The sequence below is a fragment of the Rhodococcus sp. PvR099 genome, assembly GCF_017833315.1.
GTDB classification, from domain to species: Bacteria; Actinomycetota; Actinomycetes; order Mycobacteriales; family Mycobacteriaceae; genus Rhodococcus_G; species Rhodococcus_G oryzae.
Window position 1 is genome coordinate 4494184 of the sequence record NZ_JAFIBV010000001.1, and the last position, 19283, is coordinate 4513466.

Genomic DNA, 19283 nt, shown 5'->3' on the forward strand with positions numbered 1-19283 from the left:
GCCCTGGGCGCGCCAGCGCGACCGGGAGTCCGCTAGCGGGCCAGAGCCCGGCTGTGGCGGATGCGGATGAAGTGGAGGCAATGCATGCGACAGAACCTAATGAGTTGTCTCTCCCGCGGCAACGCAATTAACAGAGCGGCCGTGGGACGCAGATCGGATGAGCTCCAGGTCGTTCTCGCGCCGCGCAGGGAGCGGTAGCCACACCGGCTCCGCCGGGATCCGTTCCAGCACACCGTCCGCGAAGACGTCGTACAGCGGAAGCTGTTCGGCATGGACGTAGCCGATGTGGCAGTCGCACACGTCGAGCGGGCAGGGCCGCGGCCGCAATGCGTCCCGGAAGGACCCGTCGTACAGGTTGCCCAGCACCTCGGGGACGAAATGGCAGCGCCGGACGGTGCCGGCACCGTCGACGGACACCACCGAGTCCCCGGTACGACAGGCGCGACCCCGCGTGCGATGCGGACTCCGGCTGAACTCGAAGAGCGGGTCGATCCCGATCCAGCCGGCCGCGTCGGCGTCGGTGTACTCGTGGCCCTCGGCGGCGTTGACCCACAGGTACACAGAATCGGGCAGTTCGGCGCGCAGCAGACGGGCCGCCTCCAGGTGCTCCGGCAGTCCGACGACGCCCACGCTGAAGCGCACACCGAGCGCCGTCAGCTCGGTGGTCTTGGTCAGGAACCGATCGTGAGGCGTCTGGCCGGGGTGGTACGTGCACCACAGCGCGACCGCGTCGCGATCGGCGTCGCCGAGCCAGCCGGTGCGGCAGCTGAGGTTGGTCTGGATCGCCACCCTGCGAACCTGCGGGAGCCGAGACAGCGTCACCAGGGCCCGTCGGTACCAGGACCGAACCAGGCCCTCGCCCCACGGCGTGAACAGGATCGACAGCTCCTGATCCTGACCCGCCACCCACCCGCAGAAGCGTTCCAGCGCGGCCCGGTCGGTGCGCAGCTGCTCGGGGGTGTCCCGGCGTTTGGCGAACGGGCAGTACGGGCAGTCGTAGTCGCATGACGCCAGGGGGCCTCGGTACAGGATGGTCAGCACCGTCAGCGGCCCTCGTACTCGGCCATCGCGGCCCGCACCTCCGGTGAGAACAGCTCCGGTCCGAGGGCGTCGGAGTACGCCAGGCCCAGCGCGGTCAGCCGCAGTCGGTCACCATCGGAGAGCAGCCATCCGCGCTCGGTCCACCGGTCCAGCTCGGCGCCGAAGTGCTCGTGCGGGTCGGCACCGAACTGGGAACGATAGTCCGCCAACAGCATTCCCGTTGCCTGCAGCACGGACTGCAGCAGGTGCCGGCGTCGGGCCTCGTCCCCGGTCATCGCGTGGCCCACCACGGCGCGGCGGAAGTCCGCGGTGGTGCCCGCGACGTAGTCGTCGATGATGGCCCGCACCTCGTGTGCGTCGACCGCGTAGTCGAATGAGTAGTGCAGTCCTCGGGTGTACGACCTCGCGCCACAGCCGAGTCCGATCATGCCGTCGGTCTGACAGGCGTAGTCGTTCGGACCGAGATCGGGCGCGTCGGCGCGGCGGAACATGCGCATCGACTCCTGGATGTAGCCCGACGCGGTCAGATGATCGCGGCCGCGCCGGTAGAGGTCCAGTCGGCGGGCGTCCCATTCCGGATCGGGCCCGCCGCCGCGGCGGGCCAGACCCGTCAGCGGTCGCACGTACAGCGGGTACAGGTACAACTCCTCCGGGCGCCAGGCCAACGCGGCGTCGAGGGAGGCGATCCAGGATTCCGGTGTCTGGCCGTCGATCCCGTAGATCAGATCGATGTTCAGGACGTCGATGGCCGCGTCCCGGATCCGCTGCAGTGCGGCCTCCACGTCCGCGCGTCGTTGTGGTCGGACCGCCGCCCTGGCATCGGTCTCGTCGAAGCTCTGGACCCCGAGGCTGAGCCGGGTGACGCCACGCCCTGCCAGCACCGCGAGCCGGTCGGCGGTGGCCGTCGACGGGGACGCCTCCACCGACAGGGGGATCGCCCGCAGGTCCGCCCCCATGCCTTCGGCGATGTCGCACAGCCGGTCCAGTTCCGCCGCGGTCAGGTAGGTGGGGGTGCCGCCGCCGAACGCCGCGGTCGCGAACCGGGCGGACGGCGCCAGGGCCTCGCGCACCGCCTCGGCCTGCCGCTCCAGGGCGTCCAGGTATCGGGTGGTCAGCTCGCCCGGCGCGCCGACGCGGGTGAAGAGGTTGCAGAATCCGCAGCGCACCTCGCAGAACGGCACATGCAGATACAGCGACAGCGCGTCCTGCGGCTCGTCCGCCCACAGGTCGGTCAGGGCCGGGCGCGGGTGCAGCGGCCGGTACGCGGTCTTGTGTGGGTACGCGTACACGTAGTTCTGGTATGGCGGAACGTATCCCGCCGGAGCCATGCCGGTCGGCAGGGGCAGGTCGACGGTGGTCATCGTGGTCCCTCGAGGAAGAAGTGGGCGTAGGGCACCGTCCACACCGAGGGATGGCCCAGTCGGTGCCCGGTGTACCCGCCCTCGCCGTAGGTGGTTCCGTGGTCGGAGCACACGATCGCGAAACACCGGCGCCTGCCGGACATGGCGGCGAACAGCCGCCCGATGTGCCGGTCCACGTACTCCAGGGCTGCCGCGTGCGTTTCCCGCGTGTCCCCGTGATCCGCGGTCGCGCCCTCGGCATGGAACCAGTTCGGTTGATGCAGCGCAGAGACATTGACGAACAGGAACAGGCGACGCTTCGTGGGAAGTTCGGCCACCACACGTTCCGCCAGACTCACCTGCGCCTCGAATGAGGTCGGCGAGGTCACGCCGAGCTCGGGCGACCAGTGCGCCTCCTGGAACAGGTCGGGCAGCACCGAGCCCAGCGCACCCCGGCGGTTGAAGAAGCCGACACCACCGATGCACACCGTGCGGTAGCCGGCGGCGGCGAGGCCGGCGGGCAGGTTCGACTCCGCGAACACGAAAGTCCCGTTGGCAGTCGATTCGCTCCCGCCGAACTCGGCCGCGAACAGCCGCGGGTGTGGCCCCTGTCCGACCGGGGTGGGGAGGAATCCGGCGAACATCGCCTGATGCGAGGCATAGGTGAAACTTCCGGGGGCGTGGCGTTCCTCCCACCGGCCGTCTGGCAGGTGCCGCACCAGGTTCGGGATCCGTCCGGCGGCCGCGAGCTCGCACGCCACGTCGTAGCGCAGGGTGTCGAGCGTGATCATCAGGATGTCGTCGGATCCCACGACGGAGTTCATGTCCGGCCGTGCCGCAGTCGATTCCGACTGTGCGGCGGCCGTCGCGTCAGGCCGCGGCATGATCGGTCCACCCCGCGATCGCGGCCAGTTGCGCCGAATAGGTGTCGAGACCGTCGGCGCGGCCCGGGAGACCGCTCAGGCCAGGGAGTAGGTCGCCGAAGGCGTTCACCTCACCGACCGCAGCGCCGCGCCAGTTTGCGGCGGGCAGCAGGTCCACCCCGACGCACAGGGTGCGCGGGAACCGGGCGGCGGCCCGTTCCGCAACGGCGAGCGCGTTGTCCCAGCCATATCCCGCGGAGTCGAAACCCGCTCGCGCAGTGTCCAGGTCGCCGCGCTGCCCGCCCAGGTGCAGGTTGGTCATGGGGTGGGCGCTGGTGCGGAGCACCGCGTGGGTCGCCCGCCCGGCGACCACCACGATCCGAAGGTCGGCGGCGCGGCCCCGCAATGACGGCTTCGGCAACCACGCCTCGATGTGCAGGAGTTCGCCCGCCAGAGCGTCGACCAGGGCGCCGACCTCGGCTTCTCCGGTGAGCCGGCGGACGCGCAGTGAGTTGTAGACACCGTCCGGCGCGATCTCCACGCTGCTGCGGGCCTGCACCCGGCCACCGGGCGCGGTCTCCACCGCGACCACCCCGGCCGCGGACGAGCCGTGCGTCGGCTTGACGAAGAACCGCCGCAACCCTGCCGCTGCGGCCAACTCGCGCGCCGCCGGCCAATCCCGCGGCACCGGTGCGTCGCCGCCCGAGGTGGGGGAGGTCGGCACCGGGACGCCCCCGGCCGCGAGGACCGCGTGGCACCGTCGCTTGTCGAACAGCACGGCCAGATCGTCCGGATCGGTCAGTCGTCGCCCGCCGCGAAGCGTTCCCACCGCGGCGATCAGCGATGCGTACCAGCGTGGGCCACCGGCGATGCGGGTCGGGTCTCCTGGCCCGCGAAGAAGTGCGTCCACCTCGGGGTCTTCACCGGGCGAGTCGAGCCGCACCAACTCGTCGGGGTCGAACCGCGCCCCGCGCTCGGCGAGCACCTGGCGCCAGGACACCACCCGCGGGGCGGGAATGCCGTTGCGGGCCGCGGCATCCTGCAGCAGCGTGACGCGTCGGTTCTCCGGATTTCCCACGACCGCCAGGCGGGGACGGGTCATTCGCCGACCGCGACCGATCGGTAGATCGTTCCGTCGTACTCGTCCTCGTCGGCGTCCCCGGCGTCGAGGTTCAGGGCAACACCGGACGGCTCGAGTGCCGCCCGAAAACGTTCCCGCATACCGTCGCTGAGGTAGTTGTGGTGCAGGTCGAGCGATTCGAGGTGGGTGAGCGACTGTCCGGCGAGCAGCGCCTCGGCGCCCGCGTCCAGCAGCACACCCTTGGACAGATCCAGGGCACGCAGCTGCGGGAGGATCGGTGCTGCCGCGACGGCGGCCGCGATCGCGTCCTGTTGGTCACTGTTGGAGAGTGCGAGGCGGGTCAACCGTGGGAACTTCTCGCCGGCAAGGATCGGGGCGAGGTCGTCGACGGTCGAATCCGCACCGTATTCCTCTGTGCCCAACCACAATTCCAGGTCGGTCAGGGCCGGCAGATCCGAAGCGGCGACGGCCCTGACCACGTCGGCGGGCAGGCCGCCAGTCTCGATCACCAGGCTGCGCAGGTATTCGTGCCGGACCGGGTTCAGCGCCAGTTGGTTGCCGCCGCGCACCCCCAGGTGCTCCAGCCGAGGAAAGGCCGTCAGCAGGGCGGTCACGTCCGACTGCACGATCCACGAGATCTCGCAGTCCTCGGAGGTCATGTCCCCGATGAACAGCGACCGCAACGCGGGAAGTTCGCCGGCTGCCGCGGTGAGAGCCTCCACTACATGAGCTGAACTGTGGTCGTCTTCGTACGGATCGGACCAGCCGCCGACGACGATCGCCTGCACGGTCGACGGATCGACCGCGGCACGGAACTTCGCGAACGCCTCCGGCCACTCGAAGGGCGGTTCGTATGTGGGGACGGAGATTCGCCAGGCGACCGGGCCCTGCGCGGGCACGGTGGGGGCGGTGTCGATGGGGAACTCCACGACGGGAAGGCCGTGGACCTTGTTCTGCAGCTCGCTGATCACCGGGGGCGCTCCTGGTCTCGGGTGGGTTCGACGGGGATTATGCCCGACTTGCGAAGGTCGAGATGAACCAGCCGGGCCAAAGCGGGGTGGCTATCACCACCCCTCGGGGCACTATTCGCATGCCGGGTGTTCGACGGACGCTGGGAGTCGGAAATCGACCACTCGTCGAGAGTGACCCTCGGCCGAAAGGAACCCGCTGCCATGCCCCGCATCCTCGGTACCACCGCCCCCGACGTGCACGAACACGGCCCGCCTGGCGCAGCCCTGCCCGCCGTCGAATCCGTCAGGAAGGCTGTCCGTCACCACTGGGCCTTCGCCCGGATCGGCATGTACCTGCTGCTCGCTTCCCTACCGCTGCTCGCGATCTCGGCGCACGTGTTCGGCGTCGTGTCGATGAATGCCACCGGTCCGCTGCTGATCATTCCGCTCGCGGCCACCCTCATCGTGTTGTGCGTGTTCGCGCCGCACCCGATCGACCGCATCGTCGGCCATGGCCTCGGCTGGGGGATGTTCGCGTGTCTGGTCTATGACGTCTTCCGCCTCGACACCGTGTATCTGCTCGGCCTCTGGGGCGACTTCATCCCGAAGATGGGTACGTGGCTCCACACGGGAACCGACCCCAGGACCGGCGCGATCGTCGGTTACCTGTGGCGCTACCTCGGCGACGGCGGTGGCATCGGAATCGCCTTCTTCCTCATCGCCCTCGCACTCGGCCTCCAACACCGATCACGGCGCACCGTCCTCCTCGCGTTCGTCGCGTTCGCGGTGTTCCCCGTATGGTCCGGGCTCATCGGAACGGTTGCCCTGTCGCCGCACGGTCAGGACGACATGTTTCCGCTCACGCCGACGACGATCACGCTGTCGCTGATCGGGCACCTGATCTTCGGGCTGGTCCTCGGCCTCGGCTTCCTGCATGTGCGGGGCCGCCTCGGCCGGCACTGGCCGTGGCGGCCGCTGCTCCCGGTGCGGTCGCCGGCCGGTGCGGGACAGCCGCCCATCGAGGCGCTGCCGCCCGCGTGTGGTGAATGTGGCGCCGCTGCTGATGCGCGGTGGTCAATCCGCGAGGGGCGCGGTGACCCCGAGCGATAGGGCGCCCAGGATCTTCGGGGCGCCCTTCTCGTAGAACGTGTCGATATCGCGGATCTCGAACCCGGATGCCCGCACGAGAGCGGGGATGTCGCGGGTGAGGTGGCAGCCGCCCGCAGTGGCCTTCTGGATCGGTTCGAAGCGGTGTTGCCACCGTCGGACCTTCTCGTGCGGGGCGCGACCGTGTTCGACGAAGTGCAGGGTGCCACCCGGCTTCAGGACCCGCCGCACCTCGCGCAACGCGGCGTCGACATCGGGGATCGTGCACATCGTCCATGTCGACAGGGCGGTGTCGAAGGTGTTGTCGGGGAAGGGAAGTGCCTGGCCGTCCAGTCCGGAGCGTTCGACGGGGACAGAGGAGGCCTCGAGTCGCTTGCCGGCCAGCTTCCAGGCCAGGTCCGCCGGTTCGACGGCGCTGACGGACTCGACGGCGGCCGGGTAGAACGGGACATTGAGGCCCGACCCGAACCCGATTTCGATCACGCGACCGTGCAGGCCGGAGCACACCCGCTCCCGTGACCGTTCGGTCAGCGACATCCCACACGAGCAGTCCACCAGCCGCGGAACGATCTGCTCCCCATAGAACCCCATGACAGCCTCCCCATGCTCGCATTTCCCGCCTGCTCCAGCATTGCACGGCCACGCAAGGTGCCGCCTTGTCCTCCGGGCGGTGAGGACTTGACCCTGACACAGTGACAAGGACTCGAATGGTCGACGAAGGAGGTGGTTGTCGTGAACACAACCAATCACGGTGGGTCGAATGCCCATCTCGTCGACGCCCTGGCCGCCGCGGACCCGTCGGGTCGGCTGCAGGCGGCGCTCGCTGCGGGCACGCGCCCTGATCCCCAGCTGACGGAGGCTCTCGTCGCGCGGTGCGCCGTCGAGCCGGACTTCTTCGTCCGCGACATGCTGACCTGGGCGCTGTGCCGCTTGTCCGCCGAGATCACGGTGCCGCGCCTCGTCCACGAGCTCAGGTCCGACACCGCGCAGGCCCGCAGTCAGGCGCTGCACACCCTGTCCAAGATCGGGGACCGGCTCGCCTGGCCCGCGGTGTCGGCACTGGTGCACGACGAGCACGACGAGGTCGCGCGCAGCGCGTGGCGGGCGGCCGTGGCACTCGTTCCGCCCGGCGACGAGGCCGCTCTCGCGGCCGCCCTCGCGACCGAGCTCGGACGGGGGGACCGCCAGATGCAGCTCAGTCTGAGCCGAGCGCTGGCGGGACTCGGGGACACGGTCCTCCCGGTCCTCGACGCGGCCGGGACGAGTCCCGATCCGCACATTCGTGCGCATGCGGAGGCCACGAAGCAGCTCTGCCACGACCCCGACAGCGGGTTCACCGTCTCGCTCGAGATGGCCAAGCGCGTCGCGGTCGTCGGTCCGGACACGTAGGAGGAGATGGGATGTTGATCGGTGAGGTCTCGCGGCGTTCCGGTGTCAGCACGCGGATGTTGCGCCACTACGACTCGCTGGGGCTGGTGCAACCCACGGGCCGCACCTCCGGCGGCTACCGCGAGTACTCCGCCGACGACATCCGACGGCTCTTCCATGTCGAGAGCCTGCGAACTCTGGGGCTGTCGTTGAACGACGCCAAGCGCGCGCTGGACGAGGCCGATTTCGCACCGACCGAGTTGGTGGGTGACCTCATCCGGCACACGCGCCAGCGAATAGCCGCCGAAGAGGAACTGCTCGCGAAGCTCGAGCGCGTCGACGCCGCCGCACCGGCGGAGTGGGACGACGTCCTGCGCATCGTCGCGCTGTTGCGAGCGCTGGAATCGGAGTCCGCGGCTCGCCGTCAACAAGCGGTGCTGTCCCACGACGAGAGCGCGCCGCTGCCGGTCGAAGCGCTGGTCGCGGCAGTCCTGTCGGAGGACGACCCCAATGTGGCGGGGGCGCTGCAGTGGTCGTTGGCGAGGGCTGCAGGCCGGGGACTGGCCGACCTGGCTGTCGGTCTGGATTCGGAAGTCGTCGACGTCCGGCGCCGTGCGGTGTCGGCGATAGCCGCAGTGCCCGCAGCGGAGGCGACGGTGCTGTTGCGACGAGCCCTCACCGATTCCGACGACACGGTCCGCGGCCGCGCAGCCCTCGCCCTCGGCTCCCGGGGGAGCATCGACTCGATGCCCGTGCTCCTCGACATGGTCGTCGATGGGCAGCGCGATGTCGAGGCCGCCGAGGTGTTGGGCTTGCTGGCCGAGGTCTCGCCGGCGGCCAACGACGTCGTGAGGGCCCTGCAGGACACGCTCGACAACGCGGACGATGTGACGACGCGGTTGCGAATCACGCAGGCCCTTGCGGAGATTCCGGGCACATCGGCACGGGAGGCCCTAGCGCGGCTGGCCGATGACAGCGAAAGGACGATCGCCGCCACCGCGGCAGCGATCGTGAGTACGCAGGACCGCGGGCGGGGATCCCGCCGACAATCGGAATGTTAGAGAGGCTCGACTCGACACCCAGTGGCTTCGGCTCGGTCTCCCCGTATCACCTGAGGGCGGGGCCTGATTCTCCTGTCATGTGAGGACCACCCATCCTGACCGAACCATCCTCGTATGATGAGGGTTCAGCAATGTCAGTTCCCATGCCGCGTAACAGGCTTCGCGTCAGCGAGCCCACTACCCGGACCTGAAGTTCGAGTGCTGCATCTACAGCCGCGAGGGAAATCAAAGCAGGGCCGCCGATCCAGAGCGGAATCTTCATCGCTCCTCCTTTGGCGTGGTGCCGTGCGGTGCCGGCTCCCGGGGCGGTGCATCCATCGGCGTCGATCCGGTGTAGATCCGGGTGACACGGCCGCCGATCCGGGTGAGGATCTCGTAGGCAATCGTCCCGGCGGCATCTGCCCAGTCGGTGGCTGTGGGCTCGCCGTGGTCGCCCGGGCCGAACAGTACGACGTCGTCACCCGCCGCGGCGGGCTCGTCGCCGATGTCGATGACGAACTGGTCCATGCACACCCGCCCCGCCACCGCGCAGCGCCGTCCGTGGACATGTACGGGCCCGATTCCGCTCGCGGAACGGGGCACTCCGTCCGCGTACCCGAGGGGCACCACCGCGAGTGTGGTGGCGTCGGGAGTTGTGTAGGTCTGCCCATAGGAAACCGGGGTGCCCGCAGGCACACGCTTGACCTGAGCGAGGCGGGCCTCCAGCGTCATCGCCGGGCGCAGCGCGACGGTGGGCGAACGGAGTTCGGTGGGAAGTGGATCCACGCCGTATACCGCGATTCCGGGACGCACCATGTCGTAATGGCCTTCCGGTAGGTAGAGCGTCGCCGCCGAGTTGGCGATGTGCCGGACGTCGGGCCGCACCCCGCCGCGCGCGGCCACCTCCAGCGCCTCGTCGAACACCATGAGCTGCCGCCCGATGCTGGGTTCGCCAGGTTCGTCCGCGCTGGCCAGATGTGACCAGATGCCCGCGACCCGCACCAGTCCATCGCGCTCACGCGCTCGGGCCTGCTCGACGAGACCGGGCCAGTCGTCGGTGGCTGCACCACCACGCCCCATCCCGGTGTCCACCTTGAGGTGGATCTGGGCCCTGTGTCCGGAATCTGCTGCTGCACTGGAAATCTCATGTAGCTGATCAATGGTGTGTACTGCCAGGTCGATGTTCTCGTCGATTGCCCGTCGGTACGGTGCGCCGGGGACCGCAAGCCAGGCGAGCACCGGTGCGGTGACACCTGCGCTGCGCAGCGCGAACGCCTCCCCGAGCACCGCCACCCCGAGTCGGGTTGCGCCGCCGGCCAGGGCGGCACGGGCGGACGGAACCAGTCCGTGGGAATAAGCGTCGGCCTTCACGACGGCCATCACCTCGCAGGTGCGGGCCCGCGACCGGAGTGCCGCGACGTTGTCGCGGATGGCATCGAGGTCGATGACGGCGCAGGCTTGCGGCGCAGCCGGCATCGCAGGGAATCTGTTCTCGTGGATCATGATTGCCTACTCTCGAGATCGAGTGCGGTCACCTTCGGTGGTGCCTCCCCAGACTCCGAACGGTTCTCGAGCGCGGAAGGCGTGGAGCCGACATGTCTGCAGGACAGGGCACCGAGCGCAGACGGCCTTCGCGACGCGTTCGCGGCGGGCCCGCGCTCCGCGTCCCTCGTCATCGCGGGGGAAGAACAGGTTGGTGTCCATGTTTCGGCATCGTGCGCGGAGTTGCCAGTCCCACTCTTCGCTGACAGGGGCTGGGAGCTGCGGGACCGATAGTGGCATCGTGGAGTTTGCGCGTCAGTGGCTGTGGCGGAGACCGGACTGAGCAAGCCGAGTGATGCAGAGGGTATCGAGTTGGTGCACTACATGTTCCGGCAGACTTGGGGCTGAGCCGCTGTGCAGGTAGTGGCGGAGACGCTGGAAGTACATGGTCGGGGTGAGGCCGAACTCCACCAGGATGTCGCCTGCCGAACCGCCTCCCCAATGCCTCCATTTCAGGGCGAATGCGAGGAGGTGGTCGTTGTCGGTCATGGTGCCTCCGTGGGGCTTACGATGCCAGCGGTTCTGTGAATGGCGTCCGGACGGCGGTGTCGGACAAGTGATCGGGCCGCCCGACTGGCTGCGGGCGACCTGCGAGATGTGCGGGTCAGGCGACCTCGACGACGAGTTCGACCTCGACGGGTGCATTCAAGGGTAGTTCCGCGACGCCGACAGCTGAGCGCGCATGTGCCCCGGCGTCACCGAAGACATTCACCAATAGTTCCGAGGCCCCGTTGATTACGGCTGGCTGGCCGGTGAAATCGTCCGCGGACGCGACGAACCCGACCACCTTCACCACACGCACAACGGCGTCGAGTCCAACGAGCGCATCGATGGCAGCGAGGGCATTCAGGGTGCAGGTCTCCGCCGCCCGCGACGCATCAGTCACTGAGACGTCCCGACCCACCTTTCCCGGCCGCTCGATCATTCCCTGAACCAACGGTAGCTGTCCCGAGGTATAGACCAGATTGCCAGCCCGCACGGCCGCCACATATGCACCGATCGGCGCCGACGCTACCGGCAGGGTGTACCCGGACTTGCTGAGGATCGCCGCTCCTGATGTCAAGCGTGCAGGGGCGGCACTCGTCGCGTCGCGGGGCGCATCTGGGGCGGATAGGTTCTCGTACATACATTGCTCCTGTCTCGAGTATTGTTGTTATTTAAGGGAATTGGCCTTCTGGCGAAGGACGTGTGCTGCCTGAGCGGCATTCAACATTCAGCGCCCATGACCGTCGTTCGATGTGTCAATTGTGCTGCTCGTCACCCAGAATTGCATCGTCCCGTCGGCACCAATCGCAGCGGAGATCTAGTGCGGATTCAACAATGAGAAGGGCTTTGGTCCGGGACCCGGCGACTGTGGTCAGTACAGCAGTGGGCCCCGCCTGATCTGAAGCGCGCGTTGCGTTGCGTCCGGGGTTCCTGGCACGTAGCCGCTACGGTATGTCCTCGGACGTCTGGTCACTCGGACCTTCAGACACCGCCCCATCTTCGGATGATCCAGCGGTGACGTCCCCGGCTGTGAGGTCCTTCTTGGCTTTCGTGTCGTTTCGGGCGTCCAGGACTGAGGTGAGATGGATTGCGATAGCAAGGCGGAGTCGGGTCTCAGTCAGGTCGAGTCCGGTGAGTTCGGTGATGTGCTTCATTCTGTAGCGCAATGTATTCGGATGGATATGGAGCGAGTGTGCGGCCCGCTTCGGTTCGCCGTAGTGCGCGAGGAATGTGGACAGAGTGGTCACGTATTCGGTTCCGCGCTCTGCATCGTGCTCGACCAGCGTCTGGACAGGTCCCTCGCCGAGCGGCGTTCTCCCCGTGAGTAGAGCTGCTCGGGCTCTCGCGAGAACGATTTCGTGCCAGGCTTCTTCGAAGGTCGTCGCCGGAGCCGCTACGCGACCGGTGCGGGCCAGATCAATGAGTTCGGTTGCCTCGGTACGTGATCGGGGGAGATCCTTCGTCGTGTGCGCGGGCCTTCCGGCGAGGACCGCCACGCTACTGTCGTACGAGGATGTCTCGGCGGCCAGTGCACGGAGCCATGCCCAGCTCCCCGTGGTACGCGGCGCCCCATTTTCTGTGACCAGGGCTATCGGAATGCCATCGATGGCAGTGAGGAGTGGCTGTGTCCATCCATGCCGGCGCATGACCGACTCCCACAGTTCGACGCGATAGTCCGGCGGCTCATCGGTACCGGTGTCGGCCAAAGCGACGACCCGCCATGGGCCTGGAGGGAGTCGCAGGCCGGTTTCGTGGTCTGGTGTGAGCAATGCGGCACGAAGACGGTCAGCCATCATGCGTCGTGCTGCACCAGACTGGGCGCGCAATCGCAGCAGGTGCAGGGCGATCACCGAAGCGGTTCGGGTCAGCTCGCGTACCTGGTCGTCGGGGACGGGTCCGGGGTCCACGGCCCAGATGGAGCCGAGCAGCTCGCGTCCGGCGCGGATAGGAATGATGAGGCGCGGCAGAACGCCGTCGGGGCCGGCATCGACCCAGATCGGCTCGTCGGACTTTTGTAGTCGCCGGAAGGTTCCGCGGGAGCGAAAGTGGCTGATGATGCGGTCAGGGACGCGACGTCCGACGATGGTGGAGATGCGGGCGGGGTCGGCGGTGTCCTGGAGTTCGGAATAGGCGAGGACGCGTGAGTCGGCGTCCTCGATTGTTACGGGTGCGGAGACGATCGCGGCGGCAGCGTCGGCGAACGCGAACAGTTCGCCGTAGCCGCTGGGATCACGCTGAATCTCCGATCCCGCGAGTGTCGTGGAGTGATCGAGGACGCTGCGTGTCAACCAGACCAGGTGTGTCCACGATGCCTGCGGCTGCAGCTCGACCAGTCCGATGCCCAGTTCGGTGGCGAGGCCGGCCACGTCCGGGTCCTCGGCGAAGGGTGCTTTGAGGATCACGGCAGCGGCGCCCGTGCGGTCTGAGCGATTGAGGAGGTCGACGGCGGCGGCCGTGCTGTCGATCCCGAGTCCCAGGACGAGGCCGCCGGAGTGTTCGAAGGACGGGTCGCCAGAGAGGGTGACGTCGCTGATCTGGTCTCGGTGGCCGGCGACAACCTGGCGAAGCAGGGCTCCGCCGAGAGAGTCGATCAATGCACTGACGTGGATCATCGGTACTCCTCGGTGCCGGAGGCAACTCAGCTGGGCCTGTTCTCATTCGCTCAAAGGTGCAAGTCATGATCGAAGCCCAGCCGGCCGAACTGGTGTTCTTACGGTAGTGCCCAGCGGCTCGCTGCCGGTAGTCCGCTCGTACACCGCTACTCCTGGACCGGGGGTCCGATCGCAGGCACATGTTTCAGCTCGGAATTCTGCCGTCACCTCGACGCGACCTGACGCCTGGCACGGGAGATCGCCAAGCCGGAAGGCGCGTCGAGGGCGACGGCATGTGCATAGGACTTCACCGCCGCTCGACTTATCTCAGGGGATTGAACGGTGCCAGCTCGGGCGCGATTCGCCCGGTGGTGATGGTGTCGGCAAGCAGACGCCCCGTCGCGGGCCCGAGGGTGATCCCCCACATGCCGTGACCGCCGGCCGCGAACACGCGCGGCGATCGGGTCGCTCCGATCACAGGCAGTCCGTCCGGTGTGCACGGTCGTGAACCCACCCATTCGTCGCGCCGCGCATCGAGGTCAGCGCCACGCAGCAACGGCCGCGCGGCCCGCACGATCGCGGCAATCCGCCGCCGATCCAGGGCAGCATCGGGGGCGCGGAACTCCATCATTCCGGCGACCCGGAGGCGGTCTCCGAGGGGGGTGCAGGCCACCCGCTGTGCCGGGAAGTAGACGGGCCCGGCCGGAACGTGATCGATCGCGACGCTGAAGCTGTATCCGCGTCCCGCCTGTACAGGAATCCCGACGCCGAAGTCGCGGGCGGTGTCGCCGAGCCACGTCCCGGTCGCGAGGACGACGGCATCGAATCGCCTAACGTCGCCAGTTGGACTCGAAACACGCACGGCGCCAACTTCATCGACGACACCGGAGACCTCGTAGCCTTCGTGGATCGTGCCTCCGCGCTTGCGGACCGCCTCCGCGAGGCTGTTCACGAAGTCACCGGGATTCATGAATCGCTGGCCGTGTAGCCGGATAGCGGCTCCGATCTCGTCGGAGAGTGACGGCTCGACTTCGCGCGCGTCGTCGCCGGTCAGAACGTCGAATTCGATGCCCTGGCCGGCAGCCCGAATGTGCTCGATCTCCTCGAGCAGGATGGCCCGTTCCGCCGGCGTCCGGTACGCAGCCAGAAAGGACTTCGCCTCATATGCGCTTCCCGTCACGCCGCCGTCCGTGAGTTCGTCGAACGCGGACAACGCATGTCGGTTGATTCCCACCAACGACTCCATCGCCACGCGCCACCGTGCGGCGGTGCTGTGTCGGGCGAACGATGCAAGGAACCGAATCAACCGAGGATTCAAGGTAGGCGGCACATAGACGGGCGAGGACGGGCTGAGCATGGCGCGAATGCCGTATCGGAGCACCGCAGGTTCGGGTAGCGGAGTGCTGATGCCGGGCGTGATCCACCCGGCATTCCCCCACGATGCGCCGGCCGCAATTCCCTTGCGGTCGAAGACCGTAACCTCGATTCCCCGCTCCTGCAGGAACCATGCTGTCGACAGCCCGACCATTCCTGCACCAACGATGCCGACGCGTTGTGGGGCCGTGGAACTGAGCCTCATGAAGTACCTCTCCTCGAACGTGGTGGCCGTCACACAATCTTCGAGTGGGTCGTGCGGTAAGTCACGGTGCTGTCCTTCCAACACTTCGCCTGCAGTCAGTGCCGACAGCACAATCAGTCCCCTGACCAGCGGTGACACGATCGAGGTCTACGGCAGCGGCGTGATGCGCCCTTTGGCGATGCGCCTATGGAGATGCGGGCCGCGACTACCCCGATTCGGCCGCCTGTGGCCAAATCGGTCCGCTGCGGGGAGGTTGCCGCACCTGTCGCTGGGGGTGGAACGAGTGGCGCCGTCATTGGTGCCGTAAGACGTTGTTGCTCTGCGAATTTGGCTAGAATTGGGCGCAACATCCGTGTGTTCACAGTGAATCCATGTGGCCTGGCGATTTGAATCGACCGTTGCGCTACAGCCCCGCCCGCCCTACAGTGTGATCCGCGGCACAGGACTCAGGTGCGAGGCGCTGAGGCCAAGGGCCGGAACGTCCTTCAGTCGCAGTGATGGCTTGCGACCATTCTCCATCGGCTAGATGCCGGAGAAATCGCGAGGGGCAATGCCGGTGTTGTCGAGGACCATGGCCGTTCCTTGGCATCCGAGCAGTTGGGAGGCGTAGCCGTGCTCTCTCACGGCATCCCAGCTGCGATCGATCCGACCGGTCGAGTCGGGCCGTGTTTCGGCCCCGCCCGTGGGCCCAGAGCTGTTGCTGTGCAGCACCCATCCCAAGCTAGGAGCATCTTGTGTCCGAGTACACGAAGCCAAGAGTCGCATCTGAGCCACCTACTGGCGCAGCCGATGAGTCACACGAGCCGGGACTGTCCCGGCAATTGTCCAACCGTCACATCCAGCTGATCGCGATCGGTGGGGCGATCGGCACTGGCCTGTTCATGGGGTCTGGAAAGACGATCTCCCTGGCCGGCCCATCGGTGATCTTCGTATACATGATCATCGGCAGCCTGCTGTTCTTCGTCATGCGGGCGATGGGGGAGCTGCTGCTGTCCAATACAAACTACAAATCGTTTGCGGACTTCGCCGCGGACCTGCTCGGACCGTGGGCCGGCTTCTTCACCGGATGGACCTACTGGTTCTGCTGGATCGTCACCGGCATCGCCGATGTCATCGCAATCGCAGGATATGTGTCGTACTGGTCGGGTTCGCTGCCGTTGTGGATCCCGGCCCTCGTCTCGGTAGCGCTGCTGATCGGCCTCAATCTGCCCACCGTGAAGGCGTTCGGCGAGACCGAGTTCTGGTTCGCGTTGGTCAAGATCGTGGCGATCGTCGGCCTGATCGTGGTCGGCCTCGCGATGGTTTTCAGCCATTTCACCGCGCCGGGCGGCGCGGAGGCCTCCTTCACCAATCTGTGGAATGACGGTGGGTTCTTCCCGACCGGCTTCATGGGCTTCGTCGCCGGCTTCCAGATCGCGACGTTCGCGTTCGTCGGAATCGAACTCGTCGGCACGACCGCCGCCGAGGCCAAGGACCCGGAGAAGAACCTGCCGAAGGCGATCAACTCGATTCCGGTCCGCGTGATGTTGTTCTACGTGGTCGCCCTGGTCGTGATCATCTCGGTGACCCCGTGGCGGGAGATCAGCGCCGACCGCAGCCCGTTCGTGGCCATGTTCACCCTCGCGGGCCTCGGCATCGCCGCGTCGGTGATCAACTTCGTGGTCCTCACCTCCGCCGCGTCGTCGGCGAATTCGGGTATCTACTCGACATCGCGAATGGTCTATGGCCTCGCCCAGCAGGGTGACGCGCCGGCCTCGTTCAGCAAGCTCACCTCGCGCCGCGTCCCGGCCAACGCCCTGTATCTCTCGGGGGTGTTCCTGTTGGCCGGTGTTGTGATGGTCGCCGTCGGAAGCTCGCTCATCGAGGCCTTCACGATCGTGACGACCATCTCCTCACTCTGCTTCATCTTCGTCTGGACGATCATCCTGATCAGCTACATCGTCTACCGCAAGCGCCGCCCACACCTGCACGAGGCCTCTACGTACAAGATGCCCGGCGGCATCCCGATGTGTTATGTCGTGATGGCCTTCTTCGGATTCCTGATCTGGGCGTTCACCCAGAAGGAGGACACCCTCCAGGCGCTGCTGATCACCCCCGTGTGGTTTGCGGTACTGGGCGTCGCATGGGCGATCGTTCGCCGTCGACCCGTGCAGATGGCCCGCGCGGCCGCTTTCCAGGACGGGACAGACAAGTAGTGATCCGTCGGCTCCACCAGGCATGGATGTCATACCCCAGTCTGATGACGGGACACGTCCGCCACAGCAACCATGTCGGTGCAGACACGAAATGCCCACCCGGTGGGCCGACAGGAGAAGGGCATCACCATGTTTGACATCACCGCGTTCGGATTCGTCGTGATCGCCGCCTGCGCAGCCATCCTCGGCTATGCCGTGGCACAGGTCTTCTCATCCAGATCAGGACGACGGTACTGGGCGGTCAGTGCAGCGATGATCGGAATCGGTGTGCTCGCGTTGACGGTCTACGTGGCCAACCCTGGCGAGGTGGGGCCGGACGGCGTACTTCACGAGCCGTTCTTCGCGCTCGCGCCCCTCGGGTACCTGCTGATGCTTGCCGGGGCAGGAGCCGTTCTGGCTCGGTTGGGTCGCCAGCTGGGCCACCGCATGCCGGCTACCGGTTAGGGTTCCCATCGGTGAACACATCCGAATCCCCGTCCGTCGCAGCACCCGGCGATGTCTTCGCCTTCACCCTCGAACGGATCGGTCGCTACGGAGCGTGCCAGGTCGTCGCGGTCGACGAGACCCGGGATCTCGCGACGGCCGCGGTCCTCGCCTGGACGGGCACCGAGGTTCCGGACGTCACCACGCTTGCCGGCGTGCCGCGGATGGTGCGGGACTTCATGTTCTGGACCCCGGAGGAGATGCTGAGGAACGTCCCCCTCACGGTTCCCGCCTCCTACCTTCGGATCGGTTCGCTCCCCGTGATCGGCGAGACCGTCTCCCGCGCGTACTTCTCGTGGGAGTTCGACCGCGACGTCGAGCGTCAGTACCGCTGGAACTCGATTCCCAGCGAGGCGAGGACTGCGTTCAGGGCCGCGCTGAACGGCGAAGAGGTGGCGACGACACCGGGCCTCACGTGCTCGCGCAGCGGTGAACGGTACGAAGCGCGCCTGGCCCATGCCCGCCGATTCAGCGACGACGCCGGCTACCTGATCGGCGACGACTTCCGCCTGGAATCGCTTCGCGCCTGGCCCACCCTCTACCAGGTGGAGCTCCACGCGTGGCGCGACGACCTCCTGCCGTTCCTGGAGTCATCACCTCTGGTGAAGGAGCTGAACCTCACGGGCCACGGACAACGGGAACTGGACTTCTCCGGCACGAACCTCGACCAACTCACGATCGACATCACCGGTCTCCACCGGCTCGTGCTCCCGCAGAGCCTCGATCACCTGATCCTGCGCGGCGACGGCGCGGTCAACAGCTTCGACTCGCTGGACTCGCTGGTCGACGAGCTGAGCGCGGCGGAGCCCGCGGCGGAGCCCGCGGCGGAGCCGATGCTGCAGGTGGTCGCCGAGCAGGACGGCCGCTGGATCACCGTGAACCTCACCGGCACCGTGCCGCCCGTGCGCGGTCTGGAGCGCGCGCACGGGCTGCGGATCAGTGCAATCGAGGAGCTCGAGATCGGCGACATCGTCGAGCATTTCCCTGGCGTCTCGTGGCTGCATTTGTTCGGAGCCCCCGGCCTACTCGACGAACTCGACGAGCTGCGGGGGCTGTCGCAGCTCACGACGCTGTGGATCTGCGACCTGTTCGGCTACGACTCCTCCGACTTCCCGGGCCCCGACGAGCTCCCGTCCCTCACAAGCCTCGACCTCGACAGCATTCCCGCCGACGCCGCCACCGGCGTGCGCGCCCAGTACCGGAAGGTGCCCCGCGTCGCCCTCACCGTCCGTAAGCCTCGCAAACCCGAGTGGCTGGCCGAGAACCTCGAGAACCCGCTCCGCCACTGGGACGGCCGGGACGGCATCCCCGGCGCGGTCTCCAAGAAGGCCCGCACAGCGTTTGTCGCTGCGCTCCGTCAGGTCCGCGACACCTCCGGCGCCGCCGAGCCCGCGCACACCGAAGCGGTCACCACGGCGGTCACCGAGTTCCTCGACACGATCGCCGCCCTCAACCGCAAGCATCAATTCCTCTACACCCTGGAACGCGACGAGGTCATCGACGCCGTCAACGCCCTGACCGAAAGCCTTTCCCCCGAGGCCAATCGAGCGCTCGAACCGCACATCGAGGAAGCGCTGGACGACTGAACATCGGATCCTGCCGGCAAGTTGCCGGCGG

Annotated in this window: 19 protein-coding genes; 6 read left to right on the forward strand and 13 right to left on the reverse strand. The window is 67.4% G+C overall.

The window, feature by feature from the left end; translation table 11 throughout:
* Nucleotides 1-96: 96 nt before the first annotated feature.
* Genes JOE46_RS20730 through JOE46_RS20750 form a run of 5 tightly spaced genes read right to left on the reverse strand, consistent with a single transcriptional unit; the run spans nucleotide 97 to nucleotide 5296 of the window.
* On the reverse strand, nucleotides 97-1041 hold the full coding sequence (locus JOE46_RS20730; protein ID WP_179800540.1) for an STM4011 family radical SAM protein: 945 nt from the start codon (nucleotides 1039-1041) through the stop codon (nucleotides 97-99).
* Nucleotides 1042-1043: 2 nt separating this feature from the next.
* A complete protein-coding gene (locus JOE46_RS20735) occupies nucleotides 1044-2402 on the reverse strand; it encodes an STM4012 family radical SAM protein (protein WP_097211684.1) in 1359 nt (452 codons plus the stop codon).
* On the reverse strand, nucleotides 2399-3265 hold the full coding sequence (locus tag JOE46_RS20740; protein ID WP_097211683.1) for an STM4013/SEN3800 family hydrolase: 867 nt from the start codon (nucleotides 3263-3265) through the stop codon (nucleotides 2399-2401). Before JOE46_RS20740 ends, JOE46_RS20735 begins: the two co-directional genes overlap by 4 nt.
* Nucleotides 3252-4346 carry an STM4014 family protein gene (locus JOE46_RS20745; RefSeq protein ID WP_097211682.1) on the reverse strand — a complete coding sequence of 365 codons (1095 nt, stop codon included), beginning with the start codon at nucleotides 4344-4346 and terminating at the stop codon, nucleotides 3252-3254. Before JOE46_RS20745 ends, JOE46_RS20740 begins: the two co-directional genes overlap by 14 nt.
* A complete protein-coding gene (locus JOE46_RS20750; RefSeq protein WP_097211681.1) occupies nucleotides 4343-5296 on the reverse strand; it encodes an STM4015 family protein in 954 nt (317 codons plus the stop codon). The genes JOE46_RS20745 and JOE46_RS20750 overlap by 4 nt, the downstream gene beginning before the upstream one ends.
* A gap of 201 nt (nucleotides 5297-5497) precedes the next feature.
* Between JOE46_RS20750 and JOE46_RS20755 the strand changes: the two genes are divergently transcribed.
* Nucleotides 5498-6385 (forward strand): hypothetical protein, encoded by an 888-nt coding sequence (locus JOE46_RS20755; protein WP_097211807.1) that lies wholly within the window; start codon nucleotides 5498-5500, stop codon nucleotides 6383-6385.
* Here JOE46_RS20755 and JOE46_RS20760 read toward each other — a convergent pair.
* The gene (locus JOE46_RS20760; RefSeq protein WP_097211680.1) at nucleotides 6350-6973 is read right to left on the reverse strand and encodes a class I SAM-dependent methyltransferase; all 624 of its coding nucleotides are present in this window, start codon (nucleotides 6971-6973) and stop codon (nucleotides 6350-6352) included. The genes JOE46_RS20755 and JOE46_RS20760 overlap by 36 nt on opposite strands.
* A 132-nt stretch (nucleotides 6974-7105) precedes the next feature.
* Between JOE46_RS20760 and JOE46_RS20765 the strand changes: the two genes are divergently transcribed.
* The gene (locus JOE46_RS20765; protein ID WP_097211679.1) at nucleotides 7106-7771 is read left to right on the forward strand and encodes a HEAT repeat domain-containing protein; all 666 of its coding nucleotides are present in this window, start codon (nucleotides 7106-7108) and stop codon (nucleotides 7769-7771) included.
* A gap of 11 nt (nucleotides 7772-7782) precedes the next feature.
* Entirely contained in the window at nucleotides 7783-8811 is a 1029-nt protein-coding gene (locus tag JOE46_RS20770) for a MerR family transcriptional regulator (protein WP_209928307.1), read from the forward strand.
* A 46-nt stretch (nucleotides 8812-8857) separates the two neighbouring features.
* On the opposite strand, the gene JOE46_RS20775 is transcribed toward JOE46_RS20770, so the two are convergent.
* The 7 genes from JOE46_RS20775 to JOE46_RS20805 all read right to left on the reverse strand — a co-directional run bounded on the left by JOE46_RS20775 (nucleotide 8858) and on the right by JOE46_RS20805 (nucleotide 14988).
* Nucleotides 8858-9073, reverse strand: a complete 216-nt coding sequence (locus JOE46_RS20775; RefSeq protein WP_143548447.1) for a hypothetical protein — start codon at nucleotides 9071-9073, stop codon at nucleotides 8858-8860.
* Nucleotides 9070-10293, reverse strand: coding sequence for an alanine racemase (gene alr / locus JOE46_RS20780; protein ID WP_245221130.1), 1224 nt, complete (start codon nucleotides 10291-10293; stop codon nucleotides 9070-9072). The genes JOE46_RS20775 and alr overlap by 4 nt, the downstream gene beginning before the upstream one ends.
* A gap of 6 nt (nucleotides 10294-10299) precedes the next feature.
* Complete coding sequence (locus tag JOE46_RS20785) at nucleotides 10300-10572, reverse strand: WhiB family transcriptional regulator (protein WP_209928308.1); 273 nt, start codon at nucleotides 10570-10572, stop codon at nucleotides 10300-10302.
* Between the two features lie 15 nt (nucleotides 10573-10587).
* Complete coding sequence (locus JOE46_RS20790) at nucleotides 10588-10821, reverse strand: hypothetical protein (RefSeq protein ID WP_097211676.1); 234 nt, start codon at nucleotides 10819-10821, stop codon at nucleotides 10588-10590.
* A gap of 115 nt (nucleotides 10822-10936) precedes the next feature.
* Nucleotides 10937-11395 (reverse strand): RidA family protein, encoded by a 459-nt coding sequence (locus tag JOE46_RS20795; protein ID WP_245222178.1) that lies wholly within the window; start codon nucleotides 11393-11395, stop codon nucleotides 10937-10939.
* A 367-nt stretch (nucleotides 11396-11762) separates the two neighbouring features.
* Complete coding sequence (locus JOE46_RS20800) at nucleotides 11763-13430, reverse strand: CdaR family transcriptional regulator (RefSeq protein WP_097211674.1); 1668 nt, start codon at nucleotides 13428-13430, stop codon at nucleotides 11763-11765.
* Nucleotides 13431-13731: 301 nt separating this feature from the next.
* Complete coding sequence (locus tag JOE46_RS20805) at nucleotides 13732-14988, reverse strand: FAD-binding oxidoreductase (protein WP_097211805.1); 1257 nt, start codon at nucleotides 14986-14988, stop codon at nucleotides 13732-13734.
* A 734-nt stretch (nucleotides 14989-15722) separates the two neighbouring features.
* Here JOE46_RS20805 and cycA point away from each other — a divergent pair.
* The 3 genes from cycA to JOE46_RS20820 all read left to right on the forward strand — a co-directional run bounded on the left by cycA (nucleotide 15723) and on the right by JOE46_RS20820 (nucleotide 19252).
* Nucleotides 15723-17183, forward strand: a complete 1461-nt coding sequence (gene cycA, locus JOE46_RS20810; protein ID WP_097211673.1) for a D-serine/D-alanine/glycine transporter — start codon at nucleotides 15723-15725, stop codon at nucleotides 17181-17183.
* A 72-nt stretch (nucleotides 17184-17255) separates the two neighbouring features.
* On the forward strand, nucleotides 17256-17627 hold the full coding sequence (locus tag JOE46_RS20815) for a DUF3955 domain-containing protein (RefSeq protein ID WP_097211672.1): 372 nt from the start codon (nucleotides 17256-17258) through the stop codon (nucleotides 17625-17627).
* Nucleotides 17628-17638: 11 nt separating this feature from the next.
* Nucleotides 17639-19252 (forward strand): hypothetical protein, encoded by a 1614-nt coding sequence (locus JOE46_RS20820; protein ID WP_209928311.1) that lies wholly within the window; start codon nucleotides 17639-17641, stop codon nucleotides 19250-19252.
* Nucleotides 19253-19283: the final 31 nt, after the last annotated feature.